Below are 17249 nucleotides of genomic sequence, written 5' to 3'. Positions count from 1 at the left end.
CGTCCCCTACAACACATATATCGCCTTGATCATGTCCAGGCACTTCTCCTTCGGAAATGGGCTGAGCTCCATCTGGTTCATGATGTAACAGAATGACAAGCCGCTTTCGGGATCGCCGAAGGCGTGGCTGCCACCGGCACCGGGATGCCCGAAAGCCCGCCGCGACAGGCCGTAGTGATGCCTCAGTTTCCTGCCGAACCCGTCCAGCGGATCGAACTGAAACCCGCAGGAAAACGAGGTCGGGCTCTGTAACACCTTATCCATGCCGGTGCATCTGACCGAGCCCATCCACTCACGGACTTGCGGGGGGAAAAAGTCGATCGCCCCACAGGCGGCCTGATAGAATCTGGCCACCGAGCTTGCGTTGCCCACCCCCCCCATCGCGGGAAACCCCGCCTGCCATGCACGGGGCTCGTTCATCTCGCGCACCGAGTGCATGCCCTTCGGCGAAAAGAAGCCGCGTTTCACCAAAGAAGCCGGTGTATGCAGCTCCTTGTAAAACCCACTGTCCAGGTCGGCCTTGTCTTGTTTTCCGGGATAAAGTGTCGCCACCCTGCCGAATTCAGACTCGGGCAGGCCAATCCAGGCATCCAGCTCCAGAGGCTCGGCAATGAGTTCCCGCCACATCCGCCCCAGGGTCCGGCCGGTGATGCGCCGCACGATTTCATCCTGGATAAAACCCAGCACCCTCGGGTGGTAGCCGTGCCCTGTCCCGGGACCGTCCAATGGCCAGTTGGGCTCTTGCTCCTCCACCGCGGATATCACCGCGTCATGATCCCAGGTCGACACCGCTTTATCCAACGCCACCAGACCAAGCCGGTGCGACATCAGCTGCCCCAGTGTCCCCTGCTCCACCGGAAAAGCCTCCCACACGCTCCGCACCATGTCATCCGGTGTCAGGCCGTGCCGATCCAGCACCGCCAGCAAAGTCGCCGCCGACAAGCCTTTGGTGGTGGAGTAAAAAGGCACCAGCGTAGCGGCTGTCCACGGCCGTTGCTGCTCGCGTTCGCACCACCCATGGTGCAGCGACACCACTTCCTCACCACGCCTCCAGACACTCACCGAGGCACCAAGCTCACCCCTGTGGGTGAAATTCTTCTGAAAGGCTTTTTCGAGCTCGGCAACATTCACAGACGCTTCATGCACTGATTACTTGAAACTTCAAACTTGAAACGACAAACTTTCACCATGCCCGACACACCACAGTGCGCCCGACCCGCGGAATCATGCGAATTGATGCCGGATGATTTTTTCCGTCGCTACACACCGGAAGACATCTTTGGCAACGACCACCCGCTGGAAATTGATCTCGGCTGTGGTGATGGCAGCTTTCTCATCGAAATGGCAAAACACTTTCCAGACCGCAACTTTCTCGGTGTGGAACGACTGCTCGGTCGGGTCCGCGGCGTCTGCAGGCGCATCCACGACCTTGGGCTGGCCAACGCCAAGGTGCTCCGGCTCGAAAGCCAATACACCCTCGAGTGGCTGCTCGCCAAAAACTCCGTCTCCCGGCTCCACCTGCTCTGCCCGGATCCATGGCCGAAAGCCAGGCACCACAAACGCCGGCTCGTGCAACAGCAGTTTCTAACAATCCTGCAAAACGCCCTCACCCCCGATGGTGAGTTTCTCTTTAAAACCGATCACCCGGAATACTTCGAGTGGGTTTGCGAGGAAATGGAGACCTTCAACCGGTCGGGAGAAAAATTCACCCGGCTGCCATGGCCGGATGCCGGTGAGGCGGGCTCCTTTTTCTATCCCAAAACCGACTTCCAGTTGCTCTGGGAAAGCCAGGGGAAAAGCATCCACCGGCTCAGGTTTGGCAAGTAATTTGTGGACTTGCAGCCCTCCTCCGTCGGGCTGATAAGATATCGTGCATTGCCTCCGCCTACTCCAGAATCGGCTTGCCGTGCCAACCCACAAAGCGGAGGCAAGCCGTCCGCACTCCAACAAAAACGGCACAGTATCAACCGTGCCGTTTTGAAAAATTGATGACCGGTTTCTTATTTGAAGTTGCTCGGGTTGTCCTTGTTCTTCGCAGTGTCCCCTTTTTCTTTGTCAGGACCCGTACTATAGATCAGGCACTTCTTGCCGTGAATTTGATCTGAGCCAAGCGGATTATCGAGTTCACCGTTCAGATCGTAATCCATCGAGATGTAATACTTCTCTCCCCATGGATCGTACAGCTTCGCCGTGCTATCGGAAACATGCATTCCGTCTTTGTAGTTGGTGTCACTGCTACCCTTTGGCTTGGGCTGCTCGAAAAACTTGATCTGCTTGAAGTTGACCGTGTCCTCACGGCCCGCAAGAACGGCGATAAGGCCATCGTCGCTACGAAGCTCCTGGTCAGACGATGGGGCGGTGCCACCGCCGTCAAACGGCAGGTAGTTGTACTCGCTCTCAAAGTTTTCGACAGCCACCTCAAAGGCGGTGCAGACACCCGTCGCCTTGGTGATCTTGGCTTTTTTCAATGCGCCAAGAATAGCGGGGGAGGCCAGGGTGGCCAGAACGGCAATGATCGCAATCACTACCAGCAGCTCGATCAGGGTAAAACCCTTGGATTGCTTTGTTTTCAGTTTCATAATGAATATGGGTTTGTGGATTTATGGATAGGTTAATATAATGATGTTAGTATTCAGTGAACGATCGTGGATGTGGTTCGGCTTTTACTGACCTTAATCAGACAGAATTTCCGCATGCCTGCAACCATGGAGTTTCCCTTGAAAATACATTGCGAATACAGACACAGGACAAATACCACCGTAAAGACAGCGCCGCAAACGAAAAATCGACTCATTGATCAGCCTATTTTCAAAGATTATCATGTTCATCCTGCTAATTCGACCCAGTATCCACCTATGAAAAACCTGCGCCAGCGAATCAAGACGCTGCTGAATTCACCCGATTTCCAAGCTCTGAACAAATCGGAATTTGCCCGTGCCCTGGAGATAAAGCCCAATGAGCGGTCCGCTTTACGCGCCGAGCTGTTACGTCTCGAGAGCAAAGGCGAGATCGTCCGCGGTAAAAAGGGCCGCTTCACCCCGCGCGCCAAATCCCAGGGTAAAGGCGGCAAGGGGAAATCAGCTCCCGGCGCCCTGCTGATCGGCACCCTCCGCTTCCAGGGCAACGGCAACGCCTGGTTCTACCCCGACGCCAACGACGCCACCAACGAGGCCGCCGGCATGGATCTCAAGAAATACTCCCGTATCTTCATCTCCTCGACCAAAACCGGCACCGCCATGAATGGCGACCAGGTGGCGGTGCGGGTCGACCGCATTGGCCAGCCCGACTGGACCAAACACCGCAAGGGCCGCAGCCAGAGGGCCGCCGGCATGGCCAAGCCTGATGACGAGGCGGCTGGCTACGTGGAGAAAATCATCACCCGTGGCATGGCCCGCATCATCGGCACCTACTTCCGCAGTGGGAAATTCGCCCACGTCCAGCCGGACGATGCAAAAATCCCAGACGTCAACATCGAACGCGAATCCCTGCCACAGGACAAAAAAGACGGCCCCAAATCCGGCCAGATCGTCGCGGTCGAACTGACCCGCTGGGATAACCCGAACTCAAAACCAGTCGGTCGGGTCACCGAGGTGTTAGGCTGGCCCGATACCCCGGGTATCGACATGTTGTCCATCGTCCACAAACACGGTTTGCGTGACGAGTTTCCCAATGCCGTGTTAGAAGAGGCCAAGGCCTTTGGCGACAAGGTCACCGCACAAGACACCGCAGGCCGGGACGACTGGAGGGAGCTTCCCGTCATCACCATCGACCCGCACGATGCCAAGGACTTCGACGATGCCATCTCGGTGCAGAAAACACCATCCGGCTGGCAGCTTGCCGTGCATATCGCCGATGTCTCCCACTACGTAAAACCCGGAACCGCACTCGACAAGGAAGCCTGCGAACGTGGTAACTCCACCTACATGGCAGACCGCGTCCTGCCCATGATCCCGCGCGAGCTTTCCAACCATCTCTGCTCGCTCATGCCCGGGGTGGACCGCCTCACGCAGTGCTGCTTGATGAAGATCAACAAGGATGGACAGGTCCGCTCCGCCCACTTTACCCGCGCTGTCATCCATTCGGGCCGCCGCTTTACCTACGAGCAGGTGCAGGACATCCTGATGAAACCAGCAAAAGAAGTCGCCAGGCTATTCCCTGATGAGGACCAGAATATCATTGGCATGCTGCACGAAGCCTGGAGCCTCGCTTCACTGCTCCGCAAAAAACGTTTTGACAATGGCGCCCTGGATTTGGACATGCCGGAGGTCAGCGTATTGTTAGACGACAAGGGGAAGCCTACGGGGATAGTAAAAAGCGAGTACAATGAGTCCCACCAGCTGATTGAGGAATTCATGCTGCTGGCCAATGAAGCCACCGCCAAGCTCCTCAAAAACCGCTCGCAGACGACCATTTACCGCATCCACGAAGACCCGGACCCGGATCGCCTCAACGAATATGCCGAACTCGCCCGACTGCACGGCTACAAGCCTGGCAACCTGTCCAATAAACGGCATATCCAAAAGTTGTTAGACGAGGCCAAGGGTTCACTTGAGGAGCACGCCATCAAGATCGGGCTGCTCAAGTCGCTGAAACGCGCCGCCTATTTCCAGGATCCGTTAGGTCACTACGGCTTATCGAAGGCAGACTACTGTCACTTCACCTCCCCGATCCGACGCTATGCGGACCTGATCGTCCACCGTGGCTTGCAAAAGCACCTTGGCAATCCACCGAAAAAGGCCGACCGCGTCCCCAGCCCGGGCGAGGCGGCCCAGATTGCGCAGCATATTTCTGAAACCGAGCGTACCAGTGCCGAGGCGGAAAATGAATCGCGTCGCCTGAAGATGCTTCAGTACCTGCACATGTGTTCATTGAAGGAAAACCCGCCGGTTTTCAAAACCGTGATTACCGATGTGCGTCACTTCGGCCTGTTTGTCGAGGCCATCGACATCATGACCAAGGGGCTGGTTAAAACCGAGGACTTCCCCGGTCACGAAACGGACTGGAGGTTTGAAGCCAACCTCACCCGCTTCACCGGCCCCAAGGGGCTGTCTTACCAGGTCGGCCAGCAACACGACTGCATTGTCGCCAACGTCGATATGGAACGCCAGATGGTGGACTTCAAGTTTGCGGAATGATCGGTTTTGCCAAGCCGGCCCCTACAACCTGTTAGAACCCTGTCGTATGGTGATACCCGCGGAGACGGGCGCATGATCCTTGCCAGCATGAATTTGACATCCTCCCACCTCTTCGATAAATTGAACCCACGCCATGAACTGTAAAGCCCTGACCATCGCAGTATTCACCTTACTCGCCCTCAATCTCGGGGCAGAACTCCGTCGTTTCCAGAATGCCGACGAGACCAAGAGTTTTTTTGCCGAGCTTACCGGTTACGATACCAAGACCAAACAGGTCTCGGTGCGACTGAAGAATGGACGGAGAAGCACCTTTTCCATCGACATCCTCAGTGAGGACGACAAAAAATACGTTACCGTCAACGGCCCCCGGCTTGCCATTGGCAACGACATCCGGGTAACGCTCAAGGATTTCAAGGAGAAAAGCAAAAAGGTTCTGGAGCCCCGCATCGAGAACCGCGTCTATCCCAGCGGCTATACGATATCACTGAGCAACAGGGCGAAAGAAACCCATACCGATATCACCATCAACTACACACTCTACTACGGTGTCCAGGACTACTTGAAGCCTGAGCGTACACGCCAGGAGAAGTCCGGATCACTGAGCTGCGAAAAAATCGCTTCCCAGGCCACCGTGACGCTGAAAACCGAAACCGTTGACATCGTCTCCGGCAAGCTTGACCCCGTGCTCAAGCAGGTCACAAAACGGGATGGCAACGGCACCCCCTATACCGAGGAAGTCGTCGACAAACCGGGTGGTCGGCGCAAGGACCTCCTGCTTGGATGCAAGGTCGACATTGTGGTCAATGGTGAGGTTGTCAAAAGCATCACCGATGGCACCATTGCCATTGAGAGTCCTGAGGACAACGATTAGCCTCCTCCCCTCTACTCGGCCAACACGTCCCCCACCGCCAGCGGTGAGCCTAACATGAATTCCGCCGCTCTCATCCGGCGCGATCCGTCCGGCTGTAGCAGGTCGATTAGCAGTGAGCCTTCTCCACAAGCCACACAGAGGGAGTCTTCAACGGCGAGCACCTCGCCTGGTCGACCCGATGATGCACCGACGGTGACCTGGGGGAAGATTTTCAACCGGCGTTTCCGCCCCTTTTTATCGGTATATGTCGTGGAGGTCCCGGGCCATGGCTCGTAGGCGCGGATAATCCGTTCCAAGGAGGCGGCGGGCTGTGACCAGTCGATCTCCCCATCCTCGCGCATCAGCTTGGGGATGTAACTGACCTGGCTTTGATCCTGCGGGGTACGCGCTGCCGTGCCGGCAGCCAGCTGTGCCAATGCATCGGCCAGGGCGGCGGGGGCGATGGCGGCGAGGCGGTCATGCAGCTCGCCGCCTGTCTCCCGCTTGCCGATGGCTGTTTCCTTTTTCAGGATGATATCCCCAGCATCGAGCGCCTTGACCACATGCATCACGGTGATGCCTGTATGGGTGTCCCCCGCATCAATCGCCGCCTGGATACATGCGGCACCACGGTATTTGGGTAACAAGGACGCGTGTAGGTTGATGCAGGCCAGGCCGGGAATATCGAGCAAGGCCTGCGGAAGAATCTGGCCGTAGGCCATGACAACAATCACGTCGGGCTTCAGACTGATCAGCTTGTCGAGAAACGCCTTGTCCCGGGCACGCTCAGGCTGCATCACGGGGATACCGGCGGCGAGGGCCCTTTCTTTGATCTCGGGTGGTGTCAGCAGCTGCTTCCGCCCGACGGGTTTGTCCGGCTGGGTGACCAGGGCAAGCAAGTCAACGCCATCCATTTCCATCAAGGATGAAAAAGAAGGCAGGGCGATATCCCCTGTGCCCATGAAAACGATACGAAGTTTCGACATGCCGTGTATTTAAACGCGAGGCCAATAATTCCAAACCCCAAAATCGATAAAAAAAGAGAAAACAGCAGACAAAAAACGAGCCGACCCATGGAGAGCCGACCCGTAAATGGAAGCGTCAGGTTCTACTGAACCGGTCAAATCAGTTGACCCCGAAATTCCACGTGTAGCTTTGGTTGGCGGAAAATGCCTTGTAGCCAGAGATCGTGCGGGTGTTGTTCGCGGCCGCGGCGTACTTGTACACCCCGGAACGAAGATACACGATCCGGCTGCTGCGGGCGGGCACGGAAATAAACCTTCTCTCAGGACCGTCAACGCCAACAACGATATTGCGGTAGGAGTTGTTGCGGATATTGATTTTGGGTTTTTGCACATAGGTTGTCGATGCGCTGGATCTGCTAGGTGTAGAAGTAGGTCCACATGAGCTGACAAACAAACTTGTCAGGGCAATCGTGGCCAAAGCGGTAAGTTGAATTAGTTTTTTCATATGCTGTTGTTGGTATTGTTGTTGGTATTCATATTCTCGGCCCGATTTATTCGTGGCTAAGTAAGCTGCGTTTCTACCAGAAACCAAACACCATGGCCACTATTATTTGTGCCAGGCCGAAAATTTTGCCGTCCCTCATCCATTATAGATCAATGGCTGCTGAGGATTAGGCTGCCGATCCATCACCCCACTACCAGAGCGTGGAAACGGCTCACCCTGCCTCCATTTTCACCACTGGACAGAGGGAAATTTTTCCGTAGGCAGCATCGCAAAGACAATGTAATGTGACCGGTATCGCTTTTTGTGGAGAGAAAACACACCCAAATCCCGCCGCTGGTGTTTATTCTCCCGAAGCTCCTTCCCTGGCTGCTCTATCCCTAGCTGCTCTATTTACCACTTTCCCATATCCCCATGCCCCGACTACCGCGCACAATGTCTATCTTCCCCCTGCTTTTTTTACTGGCAGTGGTCGCGGGATATTATCTGACCCAGACCGCGGCACCTCCGGCTGTCAGCAACAACACCGGGCAGCACCCGGGTGTGCAAACACGGCCGTCATCCTTGCCCGAGAACAAACCCCTCACCCGGTCGGCCCGGCGCACGGATGGCAACAACATCAATGACGAGACACCGCCATTCGCCATCGCCAACGAGCGTATTGCGCGCTTTAAAAACGATGCCGCCTACCGGAGGTTCCTCGCCAGCCTTGAAAGACGCGGGCTGCGGCTGCTTGGCAAGTCAGACCAGCTGCTCGCGGTAAGGTTCGGCTTCGACAGCGCATCCGACCTCAGCGACATGGACGACGCTGAACTCGCTTACAACTACCTCGTCAGCATCCCGACTCCACCCGATGCGCAGGCCCAGGCAGGGGCGGCTGGTTTTGGGGGCAATGCCCTGGCCTGGCTTGGAATCGACGGTGACAACTCGGCCTGGGGCAAGGGCATCCTCGTTGCCGTCCTTGACTCCGGGGTGAACGACCACATGGCACTGAACGGAGGAAATGGCAGCCTGTTTTTCCTGGCGCTCACTGAACTTCTCAACGGTAGCGAGCAGCTTGGACACGGCACTGCGGTGGCGTCCATTATTTCAGGCGACCATCCTCTCACACCCGGTGTGGCACCCGCCTCTGATATCCTTTCCATCCGCATTACCGATGCCCTGGGCACTTCGGATTCATTTACCCTCGCCCAAGGTATTCTTGAAGCGGCTGATGCCGGGGCGAAAATCATCAATATCTCAATGGGGTCCTACGGCAACAGCTCCGTGGTCCAGGAGGCTGTCGAATACGCCCAGCAACGAGGTGCCGTGATCGTGGCGTCATCAGGCAACGAGGGACTGGAGGCCATTGCCTACCCGGCCGCCTATGATGGTGTCATCGCCGTAGGTGCCGTCGAGGCCAATGGTAAGCATCTCGATTTTTCCAACAGCGGCAAGTCGCTCAATGTTGTTGCACCGGGCTATCAGGTGAATGCGGCGTGGGGTGACGCACAGCTCACATCGTTTTCCGGAACCTCTGCGAGTGCGCCCTTTATCAGCGGTGCCATTGCCGCCACCATGTCACAGTATCCCACCATGACGGCCAGGCAGGCTGCCGACCTGGTATTGTCGGTTACCAACGACGCGGGCTACCCGGGATACGACATAGCCTACGGCAGCGGCATACTCGCCATGGACCGCGTCATGGAGTACGGCACCCCGGGAATTTACGATGCCGCCATTACCAGCCAGGTTCTTGTGATGCCCAGCCAACCAACCGGCTTGCCACAGGTCCTGGTGACCGTGCAAAACCAGGGGACTGAAACGCTGATCAACAGCCCCGTCCGTATTACCTCCCCCACGGGAACCCAGACGATCAATATCAGCAGTCTGGCACCTGGACAAATCCAGACATTTCCCGTGCCTGTGATGCTCCCCTTTGGCGGTGATTCTGTCTCGGTAAGCTCATCGGTGCAAACGACGGAAACAGACCAGGAGCCCGGCAACAACAGCCGGAGCGACAGCTTCACACAGCAACAGCCGTAATGGGCTATGGAGTGCTGAGGGTTGCGTTCGCCACTCACGCCATGCTGACTTGCAGCCCTCCTCCGTCGGGCTGATAAGATATCGTGCATTGCCTCCGCTTTCTCCTGAGCCGGCTCGCCAACCACAAAGCGAAGGCAAGCCGTCCGCATTTGATCACCTAGGGGCGGGGTGTGGTGATGGTCTTGGTGTAGTGGTAGCTATGCTTTTTCCTTTCCCTTTCCCAAATCTCCGGTGACACATTCTTGGCCAGGGTAATCCCCCGGTCGGTCAGCACGGTGATACTGACCTCCGCACCGACGATTACTCCGTTTTCAATCGCTATAACACCAGCACCAGGACCCGTAGCCTGGATCTTGTTACCTTTCAAACGAAACTCCGTGTAGTTGTCCTTACCATTCTGACGCAGTGAAACACGTTCAATCTTTGTAGTGTTAGACCCGGATGGGGTGTATTCCACCAGGAAGGTCAAGGTGAATTCATAAATATTCTCAACCAGGAAATTGTTTGCCGTCAGGGCGTCACCATCATTGAATTTTGTCGAGTAGGCGGATTCCAAATCATTCACCGCGAGGAGTTCGAACGCGTCATCGGGGTCTACCAGATGACGGTAGAACGAGAACACGGCAAATTTATCATCGTTGGTGTCGCCAATCTGGTCGCGATAAACAAGACGGTAGCTGACACAGGAAACATCACCACCATTGTCCACACCATTGACACCGATCTGACCGTTATAGCGGTCGGTTGCCCCAGTAAAAAAGATCAGTTGACTGGTGTTGGTGATCTCCTTGCCACTGGGACCCATGTTGGAAAACCCTTCTTCCCCTGCATACAACCATTCGTAGGTGTTGCCATCCCTGCGGGAGACCATGCTTTCCAGGTCCTTGGCAATGGTTTCAAGCGCCTCCTTCGCTTGCCTTGAAGCGCGTACTTCGTTGCGACTGTCCCGGTAGGTGTCCATCGAGATTGCGGTAAGGTAGACCAGCACACCGATCAAAACAACGGTGATGGACATCGCAACCAGAAGTTCGATGAGGGTAAATCCTGAGGACTTGGAGCGTTTGGCGGGGAATCGGTTTGTTTTCATCAGATGAAAGAATGTGGGATAGGTAAATAATGAAAGGAATGGACAGACGATGCGTGGGACAGCTTATCGGCGAATCGCCATGTTCCGGGTGAAAACGGGTTTGCCCGCGGCATCCGGGTGCCCGTCGCCGTTGTCATCGTCGAGCGTAAAGGTATCGTTCACGTAGGCATAAATGCTGCTCTTGAGAACGTAGAATTCAGCTTGGAAGGCGATGACGGCTTCCGGATAGTCCTCATGGGTGGTGGTGGCCGCACGAGGCTCGGTGGGATCGATGATTTTTCCTTTGCCCCCGGGAACTTCGTCTTCGCCAGCAACAGTTAAAGCAGTTTGTTCTTTTCCATCCACAAGTTTCTTGGCAAAGACTAACTGGGTCATCCGGACATAGAACACTCTTCCCTCGACAACGCCTGCTGCCAACTCCTTTTGAACCTTATCATCACCAAGGAGCCTGACGACAGATTGTAATACATAATCTTTACCCGCGATGTCCAAGTTTTTATCTTCTAACGGCTTCAAAGATCCATCATCGTATGGCTCTATATTTGGGTTGCCGCGGTACTGATAGAGTAATACTATCTTTTTTTCATCCGAACCTCCAGAATTTTTGATCCACTCATAGGCCTTTTCAAATGATGTTGTATACTCGCCTCCATTGTCTTTATGCTCATCGTATCTTAAGACACTGAGTTCATGTTCGAGAGTAGTCGCGAGACGGTTGGCTTCCTTGGCCGACATCGACTTGCGGATACCTTGTACGGCAGGGCCAAAGGCGGCGAGGAAGGCGGTGACCATGATGGTGATAATACCCATGGCGATCACGGTTTCCACAAGTGTGAAACCCCTGCTTCGGCGTGTTCCGTTAGGTTGGCACTGGGTGTTATACGTTTTATTGGGATACTTCATCTGTTTTGATCTATGTGTGTGAAAAATTCGCGGCAATCGAGGGAAAGGGAAAAGGGAAGGAAAAGGGGCTGACTTGGTTTATTCAATTTCAATTTGATCCGGATGGCGGAACACGGAAGTCCGGCCACTACGCCAGATGACAAACCCTCCGATATTTCGTTTATTGCCGCTGGTGGCCTGTGGCTCGGTATCACCAGGACGCAGGGTGCCGGCACGGATTACGAAGCGCGGCACATCGTTGCCGACAGGTGCTGGCTGAATCATGCCTTCCGCATTGAACTCATAGTAGTAACAACTGGTTGAGCTCTTGCCCGGCAGTTCAATCGTCATTGGTGACTCAAGGGTGTAACCTTGTTTTTCCGTGAGGTCCTTTGAAAAATAGACACCATCAGGCAGCTTGCTACCGCGTGATGCGATGATCCAGTTGCCATTGCCGTTGCCGTCATTATCGAGTTCCTCGTAGGCAATCGCCATGTAACGCAGAAAACGCTCACGGTGAAGCTCATCATCCTTGTCATTGGTGCCGTGGATCAGGACCCGGGCGCGGGTGCCCTTGCCAACGGCTATGGCGCGGGCTTCAGCAAAGACGGCCTCCGCAATGGGCAGGCCGGCACTTACCCCGCTCGCCTTGGACAGGTTTTTCAAACCCAGCGCTCCTATCGTCAGCATAACGGTGATGATCGTGATGACCACCAGCATCTCTACAAGTGTGAATGCGGGCGCCGGTTGAAAACGAGTTCGAGAAGGGAACGGGATATTTTTCATGGTTGATGGACAGGCTACGGACTTTCCGACGTGATGGAAGCTCCTTTTTCATACCATTAGCCTATTTTTTCCCGTCCTGCAAGAAATCAATGTGGTTACAACGTAAAATACAGGTTTTCAATGGACCGGAGACGCCTCAACCCTGCCACCATCACCGGTGCCGGGCCTAATTTCCGGGCCTACCCCTCAATCCTGAAGGGCGATATCGCTGATCCCTGCCCCCGCCAGGCAATTGAGGACATCGACATAGCGCTGCTGAAGCACCTCATTATCCACCCTGAGTAAAACACGCGGAGTTCCTGACGGCCCCAGCGCGGCCACGGATGCGAGGCGATCGCGCAGGTTGGGCAGCTCATGGCTGTCGATATCGCCGTCGAATACCTCGGCGGCATCACCCGGATTGACAACAACGCCACCGTCCTGCCGCAGCTCGATCAGCATGGGTGGGATGGGCGGGATATGATCCGATGGGATGATGCCGGGCACCGTGGTCCTCAGATCCTGCTCGCGGGGCTGAATGGTGGTGGTGACCAGAAAATAGATCAGTAACAGAAAGCAGACGTCGATCAGTGAGGAAATATCCAGGCCTGGCTCGTCCGGGGCGAGAGAATCCTCGCGGGTGGGTCGTTGGTGTTTTTTCATCGTTCCAACTCTGGAACGCCTACCGCACGGGAAAACTTAGGGAAAAATCACCGTGGGCCGGTTAGTCGATGTCGATGATTTCACCTTTGCCCTCCTCATCTTTCCTACGGCCAAAAAACCTGGCCAGGTCAAAGCCGAAGTAGCGGGCGCAGGCAAGCAGAACCGCCGTCGCCGTTGCTTCGTCTAAATTACCAATAATCGGGAAATTATCAGGAATCAACTCAATGACCCCCATGGTTGGATTAATGAGGTAAATGACGCTGAATACGGCGATGATGAAGACAATGATCCCTTTCATGCCGCCACACTACTCTTCCTCGGGAAATACGCAAATGCAGAAAAGAGGATCATTGCTTGCCGTGGTTCCAGAGTAAGACGAGTTGGCAAACCCGTCGACAAGCCATGCAAGCCGCCACAGGCGTTCTCCACTGCATGGGGGGATGCCTGGGCATCCGGTCCGTGCATGCATGACGAACGCACACATCCTGTCGACACGTTGCAACTTGTCCTACCTTGACTACTTCTTACCCGTTTTCTTGGCGGCTTTTTTAGCGGCTTTCTTTGCGGCAGGGGCATCGTCGGCCGGTGTCACATCGATGAGTTCGGTCGAAGACTTCTTTCTAGCAGCCTTACGTGGCGCCTTTTTTTCCGGCTCCTCCATATCTTCCTCGAAACCGTTGGCACCAAGAATAAAGGCGAGGTCATCCATGGCCAGACTGCTGGCAAAGCCTTCGTCACCTAACACATTGGTAACCAGCTGGGTCTTCTGGTGCTGCAGGATACGGATTTTCTCCTCGACCGTTTCACGGGTCAGCAAGCGGTAGGCGATGACTTTGTTTTTCTGGCCAATACGGTGTGTCCGGTCGATCGCCTGGTTTTCCACAGCGGGGTTCCACCACGGATCGTAGAGGATGACGTAGGATGCGGATGTCAGGTTCAGACCGGCACCACCTGCCTTGAGTGACAGCATAAAGACGGATGCGTCCTTGGTGGTCTGGAAACTTTCGATCACCCCCTTGCGGTCCTTGGTCTGTCCCGTTAGATAGTGGAACGGACGGCTCTCGACCTCGAGGCGAGCCTTGATGATATCGAGCATGGAAACAAACTGGGAGAAAACAAGCACCTTGTGACCCTCCTCGCGCAGCTGGTCGAGCAGATAGAAGAGTGCGTTCATCTTGGCACTTTCCTCCTTGAGGAACTTCGGATCGATCAGGCCAGGGTGGCAGCAGATCTGGCGCAGGCGCATCAAGCCTTGCAGGATGGCAAAGGAGTTTTTCTTCACCGCTTCATCCGAATCGAATCCTAACAACGCCTTCTGGATACGTTTCAGCTCGGCTTTGTACATCTCGGCCTGGACGCCTTCCATTTCTGCGAAGACTTCCTCCTCGGTTCTTGGCGGCAGGTCCTTGGCCACCTGGAGTTTGGTCCGGCGGAGGAGGAACGGGCGAAGGCGCGAGGCGAGGCGGCTCTGGGCACTCGGGTCCTTGCGTTTATCAAAGCGTTTTTTGAAGTAGGCACGGCTGCCGAGCACACCGGGCATGGCAAACGACATCAGCGACCACATATCCATCAGGCGGTTCTCGATAGGAGTACCGGTGAGGACGAGTCGATTCTTCGAGTTGAGGTCGCGTGCAGCCTTGGCGGCTTTCGAGTCCGGGTTTTTGATCTGTTGCCCCTCATCCAGGATGGTGGTGAGCCACTTGACCTTGGCGAGCTCTTCCCCGCAGAGGCGGAGCTGGGCGTAGTTAAGGACAAAGATATCGACCTCGCTTTCCAGCACCTTGAGATCGAGATCATCGCGGGTGCGCAGGATCTTGACGCGGAGCTCGGGAGCAAATTTCTCAGTCTCGGAATGCCAGACATCGATAACCGACTTGGGACAAACCACGAGAGCCGGTGCAATCCGGCCTTTGGCACCTTTTTCCTTCCTTTCCTCATCACGAAGCCAGAGGAGGTAAGTGATCGACTGGATGGTTTTACCAAGACCCATGTCATCCGCCAGCAGACCACCAAAGCGGTTGGTTGCAAGGTAGGCAAGGAAATGGAAACCATCCACCTGGTAGGGACGCAATTCCGCCCTGAGGTTCTTGGGCACCGCCGGGGTCACTTCGATCTGAATGTCGCGGGCACGGTCCTTGATGCGCTTCCAGGCTTTCGGATCGAAGACTTCGGCCGCCTTCGGATCGGCAAGCTGGAGAGCGTGCATCCGGTGGGTCTCGCCGGTGAGGTCGAAGGGGTCCAGGCCGAGCCGGGTCACCGCATCGCGCTGGTCGGCATCGAGCTTGATCTCCAAGCGCATCCAGCCACCGTCGTCCATGCGGACGTAGCCACCGCGGGCAGCAACGAGCGACCGGATCTGGGCATTCGTGAGGGTGACACCCTCGACATCGATGACGATCCGGAGGTCAAACCAGTCGATTTCCTGGTTCACCACCTCAAAGCGAATGGCGGCAGTCACGGGGTCGGCTAACAGCGTTTGCAGCTTGCCGTCCATCTCGGCGACCAGGGACTCGGGAAGGGCCTTGGCCCACTCCGAGAATTTCTCGGGGAAAAGTTTGGTGATCCGGGCCTTGAAGGCATCGAGCTTCTCATCGTAGGTCAAGCCCATCTGGGCCAGCAGGCCGGGGACCGGATAGAGTTCTTCGCGGGCGAAACGGAGGAGCTGCTTTCCTTTGACGGGTTTCTGCTCGACCAGTTCCCACTCGTCCTTGACGCGTTTTTCCTCGCGGCGTTCCTTTTTCTCCAAAGCACGGACATCGATGACGAGGTGCTCGGTTTCGGCGGCGGTAAGCCCCTGCTCGATCTTCATCTTGAAGCGAGGATAGAGGTCCAGGTCGATTACCCGCTTACGCAGTGAATGAGGCAGGCTGGATCCTATTTTACGAAGAAATTCAACGCCCTCCAAGCTGTCGATGACATCCTTGGGGATGTGGTAGCGTGGCTGGATATCGGTCTCTGTCAACCAGCGTGGCGGACCGGGGAAAACGGTTTCGTCCGACTGGTAAAGGACCTCCCGTCCGGGCAGCAGGCGCACAGAGTGGGTGACGTGCTCACCGGCGGAGGTGACCAGTTGCAGGGCAAAACAGTTAGGCACGTAGGGGTCATCCTCACAGATCCACCGGAGGGGTTTTTTAACCACCCTGAATTCGCGTTCATCGAGGTTCACCACATATCCTTTCAGCGCGGGCTGGCGGAAGATGCGGTTCATGAACTGGCAGGACGCCTCGCTATCGAGATCGATGCGGGCGTCACCTTCTTTTTGGTAGAAGGTCAGGAACTGGTCCCAAATCAGCTGGCTGGATGCGTCCATCCGCAGGGCGGAATCATCAAACAGCGCAAGAAAGCGGTCGATGTCCCCTTTTTCACGCAGCGGCAACCACTCGCCACCTTCAGCCTGGCCCTCGTAGAACTCCACGCGTGCCTCGTTGATGGTGGATAGCAGACGGAACTTGACGTAAATGGGTTTATCGATCGGCGGACGTTCGTTGACACTCTCGATACGGTCATACCAGGCTGCCACCTCCCGCTCGCGCTCCCACTCGTGCATTTTCTTCTGCACCGCCTCAAGGTCGGTGATGGCATTGAGGAATTCCGCGTAGGGAAGTTTCTTTTTATAGAATGCGTAGGCGATGTAGTTCCAAAACTCGAGAATATCGCCCGGGGGCATCGGCCAGAGTTCAAGGGGCTCATAGCTGACGATTTCCCAACGTGGGTTGAGACGGACGAGGTCGTGGTCGTGAATCTCCCCTTCTATGACGTAGCGGCGGTAGCGCTTCTCGAGTTTGTTGACAAAGTCGGCCTCCCGGTCGTCGAGTTCACGTCCCAGCTTTTCCTCGATCACATCGATGATGGGGGTGTCGTCAAATTCGTTTGGACTCTCCGGCAGGTCCTCGCCGCGGTGCATGCGCTCCATCATGGTGGCATACATACAGGCACCGGCTACAATCTCGTCCTCAGCGGTGCTGCTACCAAACCAGCGGTTCCCTTGAAGACGCAGACTGGTGCGGTAGGTGCCGGTGGAATCCTCAACCCGGCCCTGGATAAAGAGGTGGTTACCGAAAATCTGGGTAACGGCACCCTCTTCTTGCAGAGCTTCGCCGCGGGTGCGCGCTTTTTCCGGGAAACTGTTGAGAAAGTTGAGTGTAGCTCTATCTGGATTCATCCTATGCTAAGGTTACTATGCTGAAATGCTGTGCTGAAATACTGCTTGTCCGACCATGCATTATGACCGATCGTCATCGCCGAGTCTCAATGCGTAAAAACCGGGCACGCCATTAGCCCCGAAATACTATCGGAGACAGGCGACCCGGAACTTGGGGGCAGTATTCTATAGCTGGTTTTCCGTTTCATGCAATAAAAAGCACCGTATTATCAG

The 17249-nt window shown here is 55.6% G+C and carries 14 protein-coding genes; 4 read left to right on the top strand and 10 right to left on the bottom strand.

Features of this window, described 5'->3' with window-relative positions:
- Positions 1-6 precede the first annotated feature (6 nt).
- Positions 7-1146, bottom strand: coding sequence for a beta-lactamase family protein (locus H7A51_01870; GenBank protein MCP5534961.1), 1140 nt, complete (start codon positions 1144-1146; stop codon positions 7-9).
- 42 nt (positions 1147-1188) lie between these two features.
- Here H7A51_01870 and trmB point away from each other — a divergent pair, with 42 nt between their 5' ends.
- On the top strand, positions 1189-1827 hold the full coding sequence (gene trmB / locus H7A51_01865; GenBank protein MCP5534960.1) for a tRNA (guanosine(46)-N7)-methyltransferase TrmB: 639 nt from the start codon (positions 1189-1191) through the stop codon (positions 1825-1827).
- Between the two features lie 173 nt (positions 1828-2000).
- Here trmB and H7A51_01860 read toward each other — a convergent pair whose 3' ends face one another.
- Positions 2001-2579: a type II secretion system protein gene (locus H7A51_01860; GenBank protein MCP5534959.1), complete on the bottom strand. Its 579-nt coding sequence runs from the start codon at positions 2577-2579 to the stop codon at positions 2001-2003.
- Between the two features lie 276 nt (positions 2580-2855).
- Here H7A51_01860 and rnr point away from each other — a divergent pair, with 276 nt between their 5' ends.
- Entirely contained in the window at positions 2856-5135 is a 2280-nt protein-coding gene (rnr, locus tag H7A51_01855; protein ID MCP5534958.1) for a ribonuclease R, read from the top strand.
- Positions 5136-5268: 133 nt separating this feature from the next.
- Positions 5269-6006, top strand: a complete 738-nt coding sequence (locus tag H7A51_01850) for a hypothetical protein (protein ID MCP5534957.1) — start codon at positions 5269-5271, stop codon at positions 6004-6006.
- 11 nt (positions 6007-6017) lie between these two features.
- On the opposite strand, the gene H7A51_01845 is transcribed toward H7A51_01850, so the two are convergent.
- Positions 6018-6971 carry a methionyl-tRNA formyltransferase gene (locus H7A51_01845; protein MCP5534956.1) on the bottom strand — a complete coding sequence of 318 codons (954 nt, stop codon included), beginning with the start codon at positions 6969-6971 and terminating at the stop codon, positions 6018-6020.
- 139 nt (positions 6972-7110) lie between these two features.
- Positions 7111-7455: a hypothetical protein gene (locus H7A51_01840; protein ID MCP5534955.1), complete on the bottom strand. Its 345-nt coding sequence runs from the start codon at positions 7453-7455 to the stop codon at positions 7111-7113.
- Between the two features lie 432 nt (positions 7456-7887).
- On the opposite strand from H7A51_01840, the gene H7A51_01835 reads away from it, so the two are divergent.
- Positions 7888-9477 carry a S8 family serine peptidase gene (locus H7A51_01835; protein ID MCP5534954.1) on the top strand — a complete coding sequence of 530 codons (1590 nt, stop codon included), beginning with the start codon at positions 7888-7890 and terminating at the stop codon, positions 9475-9477.
- 157 nt (positions 9478-9634) lie between these two features.
- Here H7A51_01835 and H7A51_01830 read toward each other — a convergent pair whose 3' ends face one another.
- The 6 genes from H7A51_01830 to H7A51_01805 form a co-directional block, all read right to left on the bottom strand.
- A complete protein-coding gene (locus H7A51_01830; GenBank protein ID MCP5534953.1) occupies positions 9635-10564 on the bottom strand; it encodes a type II secretion system protein in 930 nt (309 codons plus the stop codon).
- 63 nt (positions 10565-10627) lie between these two features.
- Entirely contained in the window at positions 10628-11392 is a 765-nt protein-coding gene (locus tag H7A51_01825) for a hypothetical protein (GenBank protein ID MCP5534952.1), read from the bottom strand.
- Positions 11393-11545: 153 nt separating this feature from the next.
- A complete protein-coding gene (locus H7A51_01820; protein ID MCP5534951.1) occupies positions 11546-12232 on the bottom strand; it encodes a prepilin-type N-terminal cleavage/methylation domain-containing protein in 687 nt (228 codons plus the stop codon).
- Between the two features lie 186 nt (positions 12233-12418).
- Positions 12419-12874 carry a biopolymer transporter ExbD gene (locus tag H7A51_01815; GenBank protein MCP5534950.1) on the bottom strand — a complete coding sequence of 152 codons (456 nt, stop codon included), beginning with the start codon at positions 12872-12874 and terminating at the stop codon, positions 12419-12421.
- Between the two features lie 61 nt (positions 12875-12935).
- Positions 12936-13172, bottom strand: coding sequence for a DUF1232 domain-containing protein (locus tag H7A51_01810; protein ID MCP5534949.1), 237 nt, complete (start codon positions 13170-13172; stop codon positions 12936-12938).
- A 219-nt stretch (positions 13173-13391) separates the two neighbouring features.
- Positions 13392-17036, bottom strand: coding sequence for a DEAD/DEAH box helicase (locus tag H7A51_01805; GenBank protein MCP5534948.1), 3645 nt, complete (start codon positions 17034-17036; stop codon positions 13392-13394).
- Positions 17037-17249: the final 213 nt, after the last annotated feature.

The sequence above is a fragment of the Akkermansiaceae bacterium genome (assembly GCA_024233115.1).
Lineage (GTDB): Bacteria > Verrucomicrobiota > Verrucomicrobiia > Verrucomicrobiales > Akkermansiaceae > Oceaniferula.
This window is presented reverse-complemented; position numbering and strand designations above follow the sequence as displayed.